Genomic DNA, 15,061 nt, shown 5'->3' on the forward strand with positions numbered 1-15,061 from the left:
GGCGCATGCGAACGCATTACTGTGGGCAGGTAACTGCCGAACTAGCCGAACAAGAAGTGACTTTATGTGGTTGGGTCAACAAACGTCGCGATTTAGGTGGTTTGATCTTTATCGATCTGCGTGACCGCGAAGGCTTGGTTCAAGTGGTTTTTGACCCCGACGAAAACGCCTTGTTTGAGCAGGCGAACCGTCTGCGCCAAGAGTTCTGCGTACAAATCCGTGGTAAAGTAAACCGTCGCCCAGATAGCCAAGTCAACGCCAACATGAAAACCGGCGAAGTCGAGATCATTGCCAAAGACCTGACTATCTTAAGCCGTTCAGAACCGCTACCTATCGATTTTAATTCGCAAGTGAGCGAAGAAGCGCGCTTGCGTTATCGCTACCTTGATTTGCGCCGTCCGCAAATGAACGAAAATCTTCAGTTCCGTGCCAAAGTGGCGAGTGCAGTGCGTCGTTTCTTAGACGACAACGGCTTCTTAGATATTGAAACACCAATGCTGACGCGAGCGACGCCCGAAGGTGCGCGTGACTATCTAGTACCGAGCCGGACGCACAAAGGACGTTTCTTTGCGTTGCCGCAAAGCCCCCAGTTATTTAAACAACTACTGATGATGTCCGGCTTTGACCGTTATTATCAAATCGTGAAGTGCTTCCGTGACGAAGACTTACGTGCCGATCGTCAGCCAGAATTTACTCAGATTGATATCGAAACGTCGTTCATGAGTGCAGAACAGGTGATGGAAGTCACCGAGACTATGACGCGTCAGTTGTTTCAACAATTGCTGGATATCGATTTAGGCAAATTCCCAACCATGACGTGGCACGAAGCGATGCGTCGTTTTGGTTCGGACAAGCCCGACTTGCGTAACCCACTCGAATTGGTCGATGTGGCGGATTTACTTAAAGACGTTGAGTTTAAAGTCTTCTCAGGTCCTGCAAACGATGAAAAAGGGCGTGTTGCCGTGATTCGTTTGCCGGGTCAGGCAGACAACGTATCGCGTAAAATGATCGACGAATATACACAGTTTGTCGGTATCTACGGTGCTAAAGGCTTGGCATGGATTAAAGTGAACGACTTAAGCCAAGGCCGCGAGGGCTTGCAATCGCCCATCCTAAAATTCTTGCCGGATGAAGCACTTAACGCAATTCTCGAGCGCACCGAAGCGGCCACGGGCGATATCCTGTTCTTTGGTTCAGACAAAGCCAACGTGGTTGCCGAAGCGATGGGCGCGTTACGCCTTAAGTTAGGTGAAACCTTTGAACTGGTTAGCGACGAATGGCGTCCGCTGTGGGTGGTTGACTTCCCAATGTTCGAAGAAGACGACGAAGGCCGTTTAGCCGCGATGCACCATCCGTTTACCGCGCCGGTTAATGTCACGCCAGACGAGCTTAAAGCGAATCCAGCACAAGCGCTGTCAAATGCGTACGATATGGTACTTAATGGCGTTGAAGTGGGTGGTGGTTCAGTTCGTATTCACGATAACGCCATGCAACAAGCTGCGTTCGAAGTACTGGGCATTGGTGCAGAAGAAGCCAAAGAAAAATTTGGTTTCCTACTCGAAGCGTTAAAATACGGTACGCCACCACACGCCGGTTTAGCCTTTGGTTTGGACCGCCTAGTCATGTTGATGGTCGGTGCAAGCTCAATCCGTGACGTTATCGCGTTCCCAAAAACCACCACCGCCGCGTGTGTATTGACCGATGCACCAGGGCTGGCGAACCCTGATGCATTGCAAGAACTGGGCGTTAAGAGTACGGTGGAAGACAAAGACGAATAGCAACAAATGGAGTGAGACATGGCAGGTCATTCCAAATGGGCCAACATAAAACATCGTAAAGCCGCGCAAGACGCAAAGCGCGGCAAAATCTTTACCAAATTGATTCGAGAAATCACCGTGTCGGCGCGTCAGGGCGGCGGTGATCCCGAGACGAATCCGCGCTTACGGGCGGCGATTGATAAAGCGCTTTCTAATAACATGAAGCGCGATACCATCGATACCGCAGTCAAGCGTGGCTCTGGCGAACTTGAAGGTGAAAACGTTGAAGAGTTGACCTACGAAGGCTACGGCCCCAGTGGTGTCGCCATCTTACTCGAGTGCATGACCGATAACCGTAATCGTACGGTATCTGAAGTGCGCCACGCCTTTAATAAGTTCAACGGTAACTTAGGCACCGACGGCTCGGTGGCGTACTTGTTTAATAAACGCGGCGTCATCAGTTATGGTAGTGAAACCAGTGAAGAAATCATTCTCGAACCAGCGATTGAAGCGGGTGCTGATGATGTGTTGAATCACGGTGACGGTCACATTGATGTCTTCACTAGCCCAGAGGTGTTTGGCGCAGTAAAGGACGCGTTAGATGCCACCGGTGCTGAAGCAACCAACGCCGAAGTGACCATGGTGCCCGAGACTAAAGTCGACTTAGATGAAGACGGCGCGCGCACCTTCCTCAAACTACTCGACGCACTTGAGGATTTAGATGATGTGCAAAACGCCTACCACAATGCGGATATTTCGGACGACGTATTGGCAAAGCTGGATGAGTAACTACCGATGAGCGTGATCCTCGGTATCGATCCAGGCTCACGCTTAACGGGCTTTGGTGTAATTCAGCAGCAAGGGCGCCATTTATCGTATATTGCCAGCGGTTGCATCCGTGCCACAGGCACTACCGCCCAGCCGCTGAGTCTCGCCGAGAAACTCAAACGCATTCATAACAGCGTGGTCGAGCTCATCACACAATACCAGCCTGATGAATTTGCGATTGAGCAAGTATTCATGGCACGCAACCCAGATTCTGCGTTAAAGTTAGGACAAGCGCGCGGTGCCGCTATCGTGGCCGCTGCATGTGCCGATTTACCCGTGGCTGAGTATAGTGCCCGACAGATCAAGCAGGCAGTGGTGGGCAATGGTGGAGCCGATAAAACACAAGTACAGCACATGGTGATGGCATTACTCAATTTGAGTAAATCACCCCAAGCCGACGCCGCGGACGCATTAGCTGTCGCGCTTTGCCATGCGCACAGCGCGCAGAGTTTAATCAAAATGTCGGGTGCAGCACGTAAAATCGTGCGCGGGCGATTACGCCGCTAGCACGGGCATTCATTAGAATAATAAAGAGGACATCCTGTGATCGGACAAATTCGTGGCACATTAGTCAGCAAGCAACCCCCAGAAGTGTTAGTCGATGTGCAAGGGGTCGGCTATGAAATTCAATTGCCGATGACGTGCTTTTATCAGCTGCCTGCCACTGGAGAATCCGTGACCTTAGTGACTCACTTTGTCGTACGCGAGGATGCGCAATTATTATATGGCTTTAACTCGCTCGCTGAGCGCAGTTTGTTTAGACTGTTGATTAAAACGCAAGGTGTTGGACCCAAGCTGGCGCTGGCCATATTGTCAGGCATGAGTGCTGACGAATTTGTCTGGGCAGTGAATCAGAATGATGTCAGCCGCTTGGTCAAGCTACCCGGTGTTGGAAAGAAAACCGCTGAGCGCCTGGTCATTGAAATGCGTGACCGTTTGAAAGATTGGCAAGGCTCGAGCACGCCAGCGACCGATGCTGCGCCGCTTGATAATGCCAGTGGTGATGCTTTGGTGCATCCAGCCGATGCGCGCAACGATGCGTTAAGCGCGTTATTGGCGCTCGGTTACAAACCGGTACAAGCCGAAAAAGCATTAAAAGCGGTATATCAGCAAGGTGAAAGTAGCGAAACGCTTATTCGCAGTGCGCTAAAACAATTGTCTTAATAGGCCGAACAGCCTTTGGAATAGGTTATGATTGAAGCAGATCACATCCCCAGTCACCGCATTATCGAAGCCGATGTACAAGGCGATGATGAAGCCATTGACCGTGCCATTCGTCCTAAAAAGCTCGCCGACTATACGGGTCAGAAGCATGTCGTCGAGCAGATGGAAATCTTTATTGAGGCGGCTCGCAAGCGCGAGGAAGCGCTCGACCACTTATTGATTTTTGGACCGCCTGGTTTGGGTAAAACGACCTTAGCCAATATTGTTGCGAACGAGCTGGATGTGAACATCAAAACCACCTCGGGACCGGTGCTCGAAAAAGCCGGCGATCTCGCGGCGTTGCTGACGAATCTCGATGCCCATGATGTGCTGTTTATCGATGAAATACATCGATTGAGTCCCGTGGTTGAAGAAATCCTCTATCCCGCGATGGAAGACTACCAACTCGATATTATGATAGGTGAGGGACCCGCCGCGCGTTCTATAAAACTCGACTTACCGCCGTTTACGCTGATTGGCGCGACGACGCGGGCAGGCGCGCTGACGTCGCCACTGCGCGACCGCTTTGGCATCGTACAGCGCTTAGAATTCTACCAAGTCGAAGAACTGACCGAGATCATAAAGCGCTCGGCGCATTACATGAATGTGAATATGGACGTGGGTGGCGCACAAGAAATCGCGCGTCGCTCACGGGGTACGCCACGGATTGCCAATCGACTGTTACGGCGAGTACGAGACTACGCCGAAGTAAAAGCCGATGGTAAAGTGAATCAAGATATAGCCAGTGCCGCACTGACCATGGTGGATGTCGACCAAGCCGGTTTTGACTACATGGATAGAAAACTGCTGCTCGCGATTATGGAGAAGTTTTTAGGCGGCCCTGTGGGTTTAGACAACCTGGCCGCAGCCATCGGTGAAGAAAAGGACACCATCGAGGATGTGCTCGAACCTTATTTGATTCAACAAGGTTTCTTACAGCGTACTCCACGCGGTCGTATCGCCACACCGCGGGCATACCGCCACTTTGGTTTAAATCCCAACGCAGAAGAGTAAAAAGGCATTGAAAGGGTAAAAATTGAGTAAAAAAAAGCCCGAACCAAATGGAACGGGCAAACAGAACAACAAGAAGGAAGTTAAAAATCCAGGGAACCTACTTTAAGTAATCAAAAAAAGTAAGTAACAATCTAAGAAGAAGTGACAACCAATCTCCTCATCTCGATTTAGGGGCTATTATACGCCCGAATGAGGCATCATCAAGCTAGAAAAATTACATCTTCAGATTAGAAAAACTAATATGAAGAAATTGTAGATTGTTCGAAAATAGCGCAACAAAAAAGCAACAAAACAAAAAATTGTATACAAAACAGTGCGTTGAAAATTGATTGTTTCAAATTTGTCATAAATAAAAGTCTGTTGATAATTTAATCAGCGTGACTTTTTCAATCTTTTACATAGTATTGGGACGAAAGAGTTATTTCTCAAGGAATTTTTATGCAAGAGGCGGTCTTTAGCTGGCCCATACGGGTCTATTACGAGGATACCGATGCAGGTGGTATCGTTTATTATGCGAATTATCTCAAGTTTATTGAGCGAGCTAGGACAGAATGGTTAAGGTCTTTAGGGATTGAACAGGATAGCTGGTTAGATCACAATAGAGCCTTCGTGGTGCGTCATGTCGATCTCGACTTGCAAGCAGCGGCAAGGTTTAATGCTGAACTGACGGTGACCGTCGTGGTCGAACAGGTCAAGAAAGCATCCTTAGTGTTTACTCAGCAAGTTGTGGGCGCCGATGGCACCTTACATTGTCAGGCACGGGTGAAAGCCGCATGTGTCGACAAAGATGCGATGAAAGCGGTCGCAATACCCGATAGTATCTTACAAGCGATAAAAGCAGAGGTTAGTTAGCGTGGAAGCAGAATTGTCCTTTATTGATTTGTTTTTGCAGGCCAGTTTACTGGTTAAATTGGTGATGCTCATGCTATTGGCAATGTCCGTGTGGGGCTGGGTACTCATATTCCAACGTAAAAAGGTCATTGGACAAGCCCACAGCGATGCACTCAAATTCGAAGACCGCTTTTGGTCAGGGGTTGACCTCGCTCGCTTATATCAAGAAATTTCAGCACGGGCGAAAAACAGTCGCGGTATGGAGCTACTGTTCCACGCCGGCTTTAAAGAATTCGCTCGGCTCAGTAACCACGATAACGCCGATGCACAAACCCGTGTAGAAGGTGCCTTCCGGGCCATGCGCGTGGCACACGCCCGCGAACTGGAAAAACTCGATTCCAACCTCGGTATTCTCGCAACCATCGGGTCTATCAGCCCCTATATCGGTTTGTTCGGTACCGTATGGGGTATCATGAACGCATTCATCGCGCTCGGTGCTGTTAAACAGGCGACCCTAGCGATGGTCGCGCCGGGTATCGCAGAAGCATTGATTGCAACAGCGATGGGTCTTTTTGCTGCAATTCCAGCAGTTATTGCGTACAACCGCTTTACCAACCGTGTCGAGAAAGTCGATAACCAATACATGAACTTTATTGACGAGTTCGTTGCAATTTTACAACGTCAAACGTTGTCTAATGGCAAGAATGTAAAAGGTGACGCGCTATGATGGTGATGCCACGTAAGCGCCGTAAGCCGGTCGCGGAAATCAACGTGGTGCCATACATCGACGTTATGTTGGTGTTACTTATTATCTTTATGGTTACCGCACCACTGATCACCCAAGGGGTCAAGGTCGAGCTGCCGAAGGCCACCGCAGAGCCGTTGGCTAAAGATACTAATCCACCGTTGGTTGCCTCGGTTGATGCTGAAGGTAATTACTACCTGAATCAGGGGACCGATCCCGATGTGCCGATTAGCGCCGACGAAGTTGCGACGCTAGTAGCGGCGCATTTACAAGTTGAGCCAGAGACACCGGTGATGGTGAACGGTGACGGGGCGGTTTCGTATAATCAAATTGTGCAATTGATGGTGTTACTGCAACGCGCAGGGGTGCCGTCAGTTGGGCTTATGACAGATTCAGCGGATAATTAGTTGTGGCAAAGTCAGCAGAGAGTTTTAAGTTACCCTTAGTCTACTCGATAGGCATTCACGCGGCGATAGCGGCGGTATTGTTGGTGAGCTTTGAATTCACTTCGCCTGAGCCTACGCCTATGCAAGTGAATCTCGATCAAAGCGAGATGAATCCGCAGCCAGAAGAAATCGTCAACGCAGTGTCGGTGGATAAAGCCGCTGTCGAGCGCCAAGTGCAACGCATTAAAGACCAGAAGGCAGCTGAACGCCGCGCCGAGCAACAGCGCATTCAAGAACTTGAGCGCAAAGCGGCAGAAGCACGTCAAGCACGTGAACGTGAGCAACAGCGCTTAGAGCAGATTGCTGAGCAGCAAAAGCAAGAAGAGCAAGAAGCGGCCGAGGCACGTAAGCGTGCTCAACAAGCTAAAAAAGAAGCTGAACAACTGGCTGAGCAACGTCGCAAAGAAGAACAAGCAGCAAAACAGGCTGCAGAGCGTCGTGCTAAAGCTGAGCGTGAAGCCGAAGAAGCGGCACGCAAAGCTGAGGAAGAGCGTAAGCAGCGCGAGGCCGAGCGAAAAAGACGCGAAGAAGAAGAGCGTCAGCGTCGTTTGGCAGCAGAACGTGAAGCTCAGTTGCAAAAAGAAATGGAAGAAGAGCGTCAACGCCGCTCGGCCGCACGTCGCCGCCAGGTGTTGAGCGAACTTGAAAAATACCAAGCGCTGATCCAACAGACCATTCAGCGCAACTGGAACGTAGATGATTCGATGTCTGGGAAATCTTGTGAGCTGACGATTAGCTTGGCGCCGAGTGGCTTCGTCAAGTCGGTGACCACCGGGGCGGGTGATCCTGCGGTATGTCGTTCAGCCGAGAATGCGGTATTAAAAGCCACCACGCTACCGGTGTCAGAAGATCCCGAAGTCTACCAACAGATGAGTACCATTAAACTAACGGTTAAACCGCAGTTATAAACGTAAGGTGAACCATGAAAAAGCTGTTTTTGAATTTATGTATCTTAGTTATGGCAGTCACGTCGACCGCTCGAGCCGGGGTGTTAGAAATTGTCATCACCGAAGGTATCGACAGTGCGCGTCCGATTGCGGTCGTTCCATTTAAATGGTTAGGTGACGGTGAAGCGCCGGGTAACCTTACAGACGTTATCGCAGCGGATTTAACCCGCAGCGGTAAGTTTAATCCGATCCCACAATCGGCAATGCCACAGTATCCGGTGAATGATGAAGAGTTGGATTACTCGGCATGGGCGAAGATGGGGGTTGAAGCGGTACTAATGGGCACCGTAGAACCTTACTCCGTTGACCGTTACATGGTTAAGTTTCAGCTGGTGGATGTGCTACGCGGGCAAATCACCGGCGGCAACGCGCAGATGCTAAAGAATGGCCAGTTGGTGCAAAGCAACGACCATATTTTAGATGCCCGTAGTTCAGTGATTGATGGCAATCAGTTCCGTCAATACTCGCATCGCATTTCTGATGTCGTTTACGAAGCATTGACCGGTGAGCCGGGTGCGTTCATGACTCGCATCGCTTATGTCACCGTTAATCAAGAAGACCAGTATCCCTACAAATTGTTGGTCGCGGATTATGACGGTGCAAATGAAAAGGTCTTGCTGCGTAGCCCTGAACCTTTAATGTCGCCTTCATGGTCGCCTGATGGTAATAAATTGGCGTATGTAAGCTTTGAGAACAAAAAGCCAGAAATTTTCGTACAAGATATTTACACCACTCGACGTGAGAAGGTGACCTCGTTCCCTGGCATTAACGGCAGCCCAGTGTTCTCTCCGAACGGCGAGAAAATGGCGATGGTATTGTCAAAAGATGGCAATCCTGAGTTGTATGTTATGGATCTTAAGACTAAAAACTTGCAACGCTTAACGCGGAATCGTACGATTGATACTGAGCCAAGTTGGACGCCTGATGGTAAATCGATCGTCTTCACTTCAGAAAGAGGTGGAAGACCGCAATTATATAGCGTAAATTTATCTTCAGGTGAGGTGCGTCGCTTAACTTTTGAAGGCGAGCAAAACTTAGGTGGCACGGTCATGCCTTCGGGCGAATCGATGATTTTAGTTAACCGCACTAACGGTAACTATCACATCGCGCGGCAGGAATTCCCGCGGGGTACGATGCAAGTACTCACTCGCACGGCGTTGGACGAATCACCAAGTGTGGCACCTAATGGCAGTATGGTGATCTACAGCACTACGCATAACAATAAACAAGTGTTAGCGTTAGTGTCGACAGACGGTCGTTTTAAAGCGCGTTTGCCGGCTAGTAGCGGCGAAGTGAAGTCACCATCGTGGTCGCCATTTATGTAAGTGCTTGTAAAAGTGCTATAAAAGTAGTGTAAGCTTGTGCAGAATTGCGCGAGTTTTAATCAAAATTAATTTAGTAAACCGAACGGTTTGATCAACTGGATAACGATAAGGATCATTAGGATGCAGCTCAACAAATTATTAAAAGCTCTGGCGATTGCCGTTCCAATGGCAACTTTAGCCGCGTGTAGCTCTAACTCAAGCACTGATTCAGGTATGGGTGCAGGTCAAGAAACGAACCAAACTTCTGAGTCTGGCGATCAGTCAGGTGTACAAGTCGGTTCAGCTGACCGTGCTAAGACGCCTGAAGAAGTTCGCGAAGAACAGATGGAAGCGCTGCGCAAAGAGCACATCATCTACTTTGCATTTGACCGTTCTTCAGTTCAATCTGAGTATGCGGAGTTGCTAGCAGCACACGCTGATTACTTAGTTAAAAACCCTAACGTTACCATCGTTATCGAAGGTCATGCCGACGAACGTGGTACGCCAGAGTACAACATCGCATTGGGCGAGCGTCGTGCTAAAGCGGTTGAAGATTACCTAGTTAACTTAGGTGTACAAGATTCACAAATCTCAACCGTTTCTTATGGCGAAGAGAAGCCATTAGTGAACGCTTCGAACGAACGTGCGTACGCGAAAAACCGTCGCGCAGTATTGGTGTACTAATAGCCATTTCGACGTTTAACTAAATAAAACGGATAGTTCATGAAAAAATCATTATTGGCTATCTGTCTACTGATGCCTGCTGCCGCTATGGCGCAGGCACCAGTGTCCAGCCTAAACCAATCAGCCAGTTCACTTGAGCAACGTCTAGCCACTATCGAGCGTATGCTTGATGCGCGCCAGGGCGCTCAGCTCGAAATGCTTAATACGTTATCTTCACTGCAACAAGACGTCGCTGAGCTTCGGGGTATCACCGAAGAGCACGAATATCGTCTGGAGCAGCTGTTGGAACGTCAGCGCGAGATCTACCAAGAAATTGACCGTCGCTTTAGTCAGTTTAAACAACAAGGCGGTGGGTCATCGTACAGCATGGATGACATGCAGACGGTCCCGACGTCAAGCAACTCAGGTAGCAGTACCGCATCAAATAGCAGTAATAGCGGCTACAGTGCCAATATGAGCGAAAACGACGCGTACGATAAAGCTATCGCCTTAGTGCTTGAAGATAAGCGCTACGATGCCGCGATTCCGGCGTTTGAATCGTTCTTGCAGAACTTTCCTAACTCAACCTATGTGCCGAACGCCCATTACTGGTTAGGTCAGTTATTGTATGCCCAGCAAGAATATCAGAAAGCGCATGACCACTTTAAGCAAGTGGTAGACAACTACCCAGACAGCAACAAGCGAGCAGATTGCTTATTGAAGTTGGGTGTTATCGCTGCAGAGCAAGGCAAAACTGCCGACGCCAAGACGTTTTATCAGCAAGTATTGACCGAATACTCGGACAGTACTGAAGCGAATTTGGCGAAGCAACGCCTGTCAAACCTGTAACATCGGTCCAACAACTGATCGAATAGTAAGCAGTCAGACAAAAAACTGAAATTATCAGTTGCATCACAGCGTTATTTAAGTAAACTATGCCGCCGTTGCCAAGGACAAATGGCAACGGAAGGCAGTACTAGAAAGTGGGTTGTTAGCTCAGTTGGTAGAGCAGTTGACTTTTAATCAATTGGTCGCAGGTTCGAATCCTGCACAACCCACCACTTCTTTCCTACGTACGCTTCGCTTGATTGTAACTTGCGCATTTTGCGCAAGCACATGATGGGTTGTCCGTAGCTTGCGCTTTCAGCGCAAGGAAAGATATCCGAAAATGGGTTGTTAGCTCAGTTGGTAGAGCAGTTGACTTTTAATCAATTGGTCGCAGGTTCGAATCCTGCACAACCCACCACTTCTTTTATTATCCCCCTTATTTGTCTCGGTTTATTTGACCTTACTTTTTGAATGCGCTCTAATCTATTTAGGCTTTCGTAGTTTTATTATTTACGAAAATACCGCTCAAATATAATAATAACTCAAATGAAATCGAGGTCATATGGACATCACCCCTAGCCACGTGATTATAGCGGTTCTGCTATTTGGATTTATATCTCTGGTTATAAACATTCTTTTACTTAGAAAGAGCTCAAGTTTAGAAGTACAATTAAGCAGCGAAGCAGCGCGAATAAGAGACTTTGAAGAATCTTTGGAGCGATTCGAAGAAAATATTACTAAAAAAGTAATTGAGCTTGACGTTACGCTTAAGAACCAGTTGAACGACTTTGATAAGAGTCTAAAGTCAACTGCCACTCAGCTTCAAACTACCACTGAGCAATATTCTCAAACTGCTATCGATGCAATCAATGAATCATTTGCGTCTTTGAATAAACGTCAAGCAGCCTACTTGTTTAAAAATAAGCAAGAGAACCTAGCAAACCTCGAACAGCTCACAAGTCTCATTCAAACTTTGCGAGTAAGTAACTTAGTTGAACTGAGTAATGAACTCGCACGTCATCAAGATCTGACTATTGAGAACGAAGAGTTCGTTAAATGCTTAGGTGACTGTAAAGTCACTCGTGTTGAAGACAAGTATTCAGGTCAAATCACACAGATTTACTATGAGAATAATATCAAGCGAAGCAGTGATACTTATGCTGGTGATTTGCTGAAGTACCAAATGTTCTACAGTGCATCTGGTAAACCACAACGTGGCCTAGAGTTGAATTCAGCAGGGCAGCCCATTTTTGAGTATCTCTACGATGAAACTGGCGAAGTTGAATCGCAAACTGAGTTTGAGTATGACGATGCGGGAAAACAGGTTAGCAAACAGCATACGAGCTATTAGGGAGGAAAGCGATGTTCCTGTCAGAACTAAACATTGGAGAAAGAAAAAATTTTCTTGAGTTAGCGCATTATTCAATGGGGCTAAACGGTGAACACAAAGATGTCGAGTCCATGGTGTTTAACTCCTTTGTGCATGAGTGTGATTTGACTGGCTATACACTCCAAAAGCAGGACAAAATCGATTCGATAGTAAAAGTGTTGAGCAAGTCCTCTGACAAGCACAAGAAGATTTTACTAATTGAGCTCTACGGCATTTTATTGGCGGACGGTGAAGTCTGCATGAGTGAATCTGAATTCATGCAATATTTAGCCAATGCCTTCGGCTTTGGGCAATCAGAGGTTGATGAGTTGCAAAGTTGGGTAGAGCAAATGAACAGCTTAGTCGAAAAAGGCTACGAATTACTTAACTAAAGCATAAAGGAATTGCTTATGAGTTTTGTCAGACGAGCTTGTAGTAAAGCGTGGAACGCCGTTACTGGAAAGAAGTACGCGATAGAAGCTGAAGAGCTGTATCGCAAGACGACAGAAAAATACGAAACGGCTTGCGAACACTATCAGAAACAGGTTGAGCAAATCGGGAAATCTATTGAACAACGCGTAAGCAGAATTAACCAGTATAAATTAGATATATACGAAGTGCATTTCGAGCGCTTTAAGAATATCGCGAGACGACTGAAGAATGTGATAATACAAGGTCAACCATTCGAAGAGTTGTTCGACGATAGTATTCTTGAGATAAAGCAGCATGTGGAGCTGCGTGAACAGCATGAATTGATGCTGATCGATTTTGATAATATGAGCTTTCTTGAAACAGTTGGGATGATTTTAACGCTTGGAATTTTTTCGCGTAAGAAAGCAAAAGAATCATTGGCTAAAGTTAGAGAGGAAGCGGCACGAATAGACGAAGAAATCGAAAAGATGAATACCCAGCTGACCCAGCTCGGTGTTGTCCTAAAATCGATAGATGCTGTGGTTGGTTATTTCGATTCGCTGATACTCAATTACGAAAAACTATTACAGCGTTTTGAATGGGGTGTTCAATCGCAACGCGTTTATCAAATGAGTGAGCAGAATAATTTGTTTAGTTTAAGGTTAGACTTTAGGTTGCTACCCACCATTCATATCGAAGAGTTCTTGGCACTATTTAACCTTTCGGTAGTGCTCAAACAAATGGCTAACCTAGGTTACTTAACTGAACAAGGCGATGTGCTAGAAGCTGACACGGAACGCGCTGAAAAACTATACAAAGTGCTCAATGATAAGTTTAACCAAGCGAGTTAAAGAGTATGGATACAGGTGCTTCACTAAAACAAACGCAATTTGATTCAGATACGTTGTTGGATCAGTTGAGCGAAGCGTCTCCGCTTGAAGCGAGTCGACTACTATTAAAAACAGAGATTTTCGAACAGCGCAACTCACTGGACGTGATGGAGCAAATTCATCAGCAGATAGAGCAAGAGCAGAGTGGCGCATCCAGCATAATAAAGCCCGTTTTTCTAAGTATTTGTGATGGACTTGTAGGGATAAAAAAGCTTGGCTTAAAAGAAAAGGGCATTACTGCAAGTCGACTGGTTAGTGAAGTGGAGCAGTTTGATTATCATGAAGAAAGCAAAGTTGAACAAGACCACAGGCTCGATAAAGAAAACCTAAACGCATCGACACAGGCCAATAGGGATGATAAGGGCGCTTATGAGCGCTCGGGTCTAGAAGACAAAACGGCATTGAGTGCTCATAAACAGGAACGTTATAGCGGTAGTAGTCAAACTCATAGTGAATTAGAAGTAAACGAAAAGGGTCAACAAAGAAGGCTTCATCGAGCCAATAGTAAGCGGGTCGAAGAGCTTCGTTCAGCCGATAAGAAAACATCCAGATATATTTCAAATACTGACCATAACCTCCCGTTAAAATATCTTTTTGATGAATACGGGGCTAGCAAGGCGCTAACAAAAGAAGATATTAAACGTGTTGCTAACCTCGATACTAACTATGATGAAATTTCGGCTCAACTGAATACTCAAAAAGGCGCAAAAACGTGGACAGAGTTTTCTGCTGATGTAGAGGTTAAACGCGCCGAGTTACTCAGCAAACAAAACAAAGGTAAGCTAAGCAAAAAGCAGCAACAAGAGTTAGCAGATTTGCCGACTAAACAAACATTGGAAAATGCCAAGCGGCGGGAGAAAGTGGCTCGTAAAGCTTCAGATGCAGAAGCTAATAAAGCCGTCCTGGGAAATTTAACTAAAGACAGCAAACTTGCAAAGGGAGTCTTGGGAAGTGCAACTGAGCAAGGAAAAAAGGAATTAGAAAACCGCGGCATTGGTGAAGTCGTACTTTTGATAATCAAACCGATAATGTTTGAGTTTAAGGACATCTTTACCAATGGTATCGAGTCTGGAACAGACAGTCATTCGGCGTTATCTTCTCTTAAATATCGACTAAACCGAGCTTTTGATTACGTTAAGCGTAATGTAGCTGCCATGGGGTTCGACGTTATAAAAGACGCACTGTTAAATTTTTGCCGTAATATTGTGAATGCCATCGTAGATATGTTTGTCGGTGTTTTGAAGAAAGGACTTAAGATCGTGATGGAAGGCTTCTCAGCCATCATGCAGTCTATCAAGATCTTGTGCAGCGACTCGAGCCCAGCACAAAAAGGTGATGCTATTACCAAGCTGTTAGCTACAACTATCACAACCTATGTTGGCTACTCTTTTGAAGAGACGATACTTGGCTTCGTCAGCAAAATGCCGATGGGCGATATTTTGTCGGAAGCAATGATGGTTGTTGTTACAGGAATTTCGTCTTCAGTTGTTGTTTGGTTGCTTGATCAGTTGGATCTTTTTTCGACTAAGCTCGAAAGACGTACTCAGCGGGTAAAAGAGGTTTTTGACTTACGAGTTCGGCAGATCAAGGAAAATACGGATGCGTTCGAGACAACATCGCTTGAGCAGATAGCTAAACAACGCCTCGCGCAGCGCAAACTTGCTCAAGATATGAGCGATGCGATAGAGCAAGGCAGCGATTTAAATCGCCCTGTCTTAAATATGGCTGACTGGTTGAAAATTGACCTTAAGGTAAGAACGACTGATGATTTTATTAAGCTACTTGAAAGTGATGCGCCGCTTGCTGTTAACTAGCGAGCGCACCC

16 protein-coding genes and 2 tRNA genes are annotated in these 15,061 nt (G+C 46.9%); all 18 read left to right on the plus strand.

Annotation, left to right across the window (positions count from 1 at the left end; genetic code table 11):
• Positions 1-5: 5 nt before the first annotated feature.
• The 18 genes from aspS (at position 6) to BFR57_RS07395 (ending at position 15,050) form a co-directional block, all read left to right on the plus strand.
• On the plus strand, positions 6-1,778 hold the full coding sequence (gene aspS, locus BFR57_RS07310) for an aspartate--tRNA ligase (RefSeq protein ID WP_071463342.1): 1,773 nt from the start codon (positions 6-8) through the stop codon (positions 1,776-1,778).
• An 18-nt stretch (positions 1,779-1,796) separates the two neighbouring features.
• A complete protein-coding gene (locus tag BFR57_RS07315; RefSeq protein WP_071463343.1) occupies positions 1,797-2,546 on the plus strand; it encodes a YebC/PmpR family DNA-binding transcriptional regulator in 750 nt (249 codons plus the stop codon).
• Between the two features lie 6 nt (positions 2,547-2,552).
• Positions 2,553-3,092: a crossover junction endodeoxyribonuclease RuvC gene (gene ruvC, locus BFR57_RS07320; RefSeq protein ID WP_071463344.1), complete on the plus strand. Its 540-nt coding sequence runs from the start codon at positions 2,553-2,555 to the stop codon at positions 3,090-3,092.
• 36 nt (positions 3,093-3,128) lie between these two features.
• Positions 3,129-3,749 carry a Holliday junction branch migration protein RuvA gene (gene ruvA / locus BFR57_RS07325; protein ID WP_071463345.1) on the plus strand — a complete coding sequence of 207 codons (621 nt, stop codon included), beginning with the start codon at positions 3,129-3,131 and terminating at the stop codon, positions 3,747-3,749.
• Between the two features lie 27 nt (positions 3,750-3,776).
• Positions 3,777-4,802 carry a Holliday junction branch migration DNA helicase RuvB gene (gene ruvB, locus BFR57_RS07330; RefSeq protein WP_071463346.1) on the plus strand — a complete coding sequence of 342 codons (1,026 nt, stop codon included), beginning with the start codon at positions 3,777-3,779 and terminating at the stop codon, positions 4,800-4,802.
• Between the two features lie 438 nt (positions 4,803-5,240).
• Positions 5,241-5,654 (plus strand): tol-pal system-associated acyl-CoA thioesterase, encoded by a 414-nt coding sequence (ybgC, locus tag BFR57_RS07335; RefSeq protein WP_071463347.1) that lies wholly within the window; start codon positions 5,241-5,243, stop codon positions 5,652-5,654.
• A 1-nt stretch (position 5,655) separates the two neighbouring features.
• Entirely contained in the window at positions 5,656-6,360 is a 705-nt protein-coding gene (gene tolQ, locus BFR57_RS07340; protein WP_071463348.1) for a protein TolQ, read from the plus strand.
• 2 nt (positions 6,361-6,362) lie between these two features.
• Entirely contained in the window at positions 6,363-6,785 is a 423-nt protein-coding gene (gene tolR / locus BFR57_RS07345) for a protein TolR (protein ID WP_171903962.1), read from the plus strand.
• Between the two features lie 2 nt (positions 6,786-6,787).
• Positions 6,788-7,732 (plus strand): cell envelope integrity protein TolA, encoded by a 945-nt coding sequence (tolA, locus tag BFR57_RS07350; protein ID WP_253183612.1) that lies wholly within the window; start codon positions 6,788-6,790, stop codon positions 7,730-7,732.
• Positions 7,733-7,746: 14 nt separating this feature from the next.
• The gene (gene tolB / locus BFR57_RS07355; protein WP_071463350.1) at positions 7,747-9,096 is read left to right on the plus strand and encodes a Tol-Pal system beta propeller repeat protein TolB; all 1,350 of its coding nucleotides are present in this window, start codon (positions 7,747-7,749) and stop codon (positions 9,094-9,096) included.
• Positions 9,097-9,216: 120 nt separating this feature from the next.
• Positions 9,217-9,759, plus strand: coding sequence for a peptidoglycan-associated lipoprotein Pal (gene pal, locus BFR57_RS07360; RefSeq protein ID WP_071463351.1), 543 nt, complete (start codon positions 9,217-9,219; stop codon positions 9,757-9,759).
• A 39-nt stretch (positions 9,760-9,798) separates the two neighbouring features.
• The gene (gene ybgF / locus BFR57_RS07365) at positions 9,799-10,587 is read left to right on the plus strand and encodes a tol-pal system protein YbgF (protein WP_071463352.1); all 789 of its coding nucleotides are present in this window, start codon (positions 9,799-9,801) and stop codon (positions 10,585-10,587) included.
• A 136-nt stretch (positions 10,588-10,723) separates the two neighbouring features.
• Positions 10,724-10,799: transfer RNA gene (locus BFR57_RS07370), tRNA-Lys, on the plus strand.
• A gap of 109 nt (positions 10,800-10,908) precedes the next feature.
• Positions 10,909-10,984, plus strand: a tRNA-Lys gene (locus BFR57_RS07375).
• 144 nt (positions 10,985-11,128) lie between these two features.
• The gene (locus tag BFR57_RS07380) at positions 11,129-11,917 is read left to right on the plus strand and encodes a hypothetical protein (protein WP_071463353.1); all 789 of its coding nucleotides are present in this window, start codon (positions 11,129-11,131) and stop codon (positions 11,915-11,917) included.
• 11 nt (positions 11,918-11,928) lie between these two features.
• Positions 11,929-12,327 carry a hypothetical protein gene (locus tag BFR57_RS07385; RefSeq protein WP_071463354.1) on the plus strand — a complete coding sequence of 133 codons (399 nt, stop codon included), beginning with the start codon at positions 11,929-11,931 and terminating at the stop codon, positions 12,325-12,327.
• 18 nt (positions 12,328-12,345) lie between these two features.
• Positions 12,346-13,197, plus strand: a complete 852-nt coding sequence (locus tag BFR57_RS07390; protein WP_071463355.1) for a DNA repair protein — start codon at positions 12,346-12,348, stop codon at positions 13,195-13,197.
• Positions 13,198-13,340: 143 nt separating this feature from the next.
• Positions 13,341-15,050: a DNA repair protein gene (locus BFR57_RS07395; protein ID WP_143441056.1), complete on the plus strand. Its 1,710-nt coding sequence runs from the start codon at positions 13,341-13,343 to the stop codon at positions 15,048-15,050.
• The last annotated feature ends 11 nt before the right edge of the window (positions 15,051-15,061 follow it).

It is taken from the genome of Idiomarina sp. MD25a (assembly GCF_001870515.1).
Taxonomy (GTDB): Bacteria; Pseudomonadota; Gammaproteobacteria; order Enterobacterales; family Alteromonadaceae; genus Idiomarina.

Bases quoted from the DNA above. Each gene is read 5' to 3' on its own strand.
- aspS (WP_071463342.1), top strand. From the start codon at position 6: ATGCGAACGCATTACTGTGGGCAGGTAACTGCCGAACTAGCCGAACAA.
- BFR57_RS07315 (WP_071463343.1), top strand. From the start codon at position 1,797: ATGGCAGGTCATTCCAAATGGGCCAACATAAAACATCGTAAAGCCGCG.
- ruvC (WP_071463344.1), top strand. From the start codon at position 2,553: ATGAGCGTGATCCTCGGTATCGATCCAGGCTCACGCTTAACGGGCTTT.
- ruvB (WP_071463346.1), top strand. From the start codon at position 3,777: ATGATTGAAGCAGATCACATCCCCAGTCACCGCATTATCGAAGCCGAT.
- ybgC (WP_071463347.1), top strand. From the start codon at position 5,241: ATGCAAGAGGCGGTCTTTAGCTGGCCCATACGGGTCTATTACGAGGAT.
- tolB (WP_071463350.1), top strand. From the start codon at position 7,747: ATGAAAAAGCTGTTTTTGAATTTATGTATCTTAGTTATGGCAGTCACG.
- pal (WP_071463351.1), top strand. From the start codon at position 9,217: ATGCAGCTCAACAAATTATTAAAAGCTCTGGCGATTGCCGTTCCAATG.
- ybgF (WP_071463352.1), top strand. From the start codon at position 9,799: ATGAAAAAATCATTATTGGCTATCTGTCTACTGATGCCTGCTGCCGCT.
- BFR57_RS07380 (WP_071463353.1), top strand. From the start codon at position 11,129: ATGGACATCACCCCTAGCCACGTGATTATAGCGGTTCTGCTATTTGGA.
- BFR57_RS07385 (WP_071463354.1), top strand. From the start codon at position 11,929: ATGTTCCTGTCAGAACTAAACATTGGAGAAAGAAAAAATTTTCTTGAG.
- BFR57_RS07390 (WP_071463355.1), top strand. From the start codon at position 12,346: ATGAGTTTTGTCAGACGAGCTTGTAGTAAAGCGTGGAACGCCGTTACT.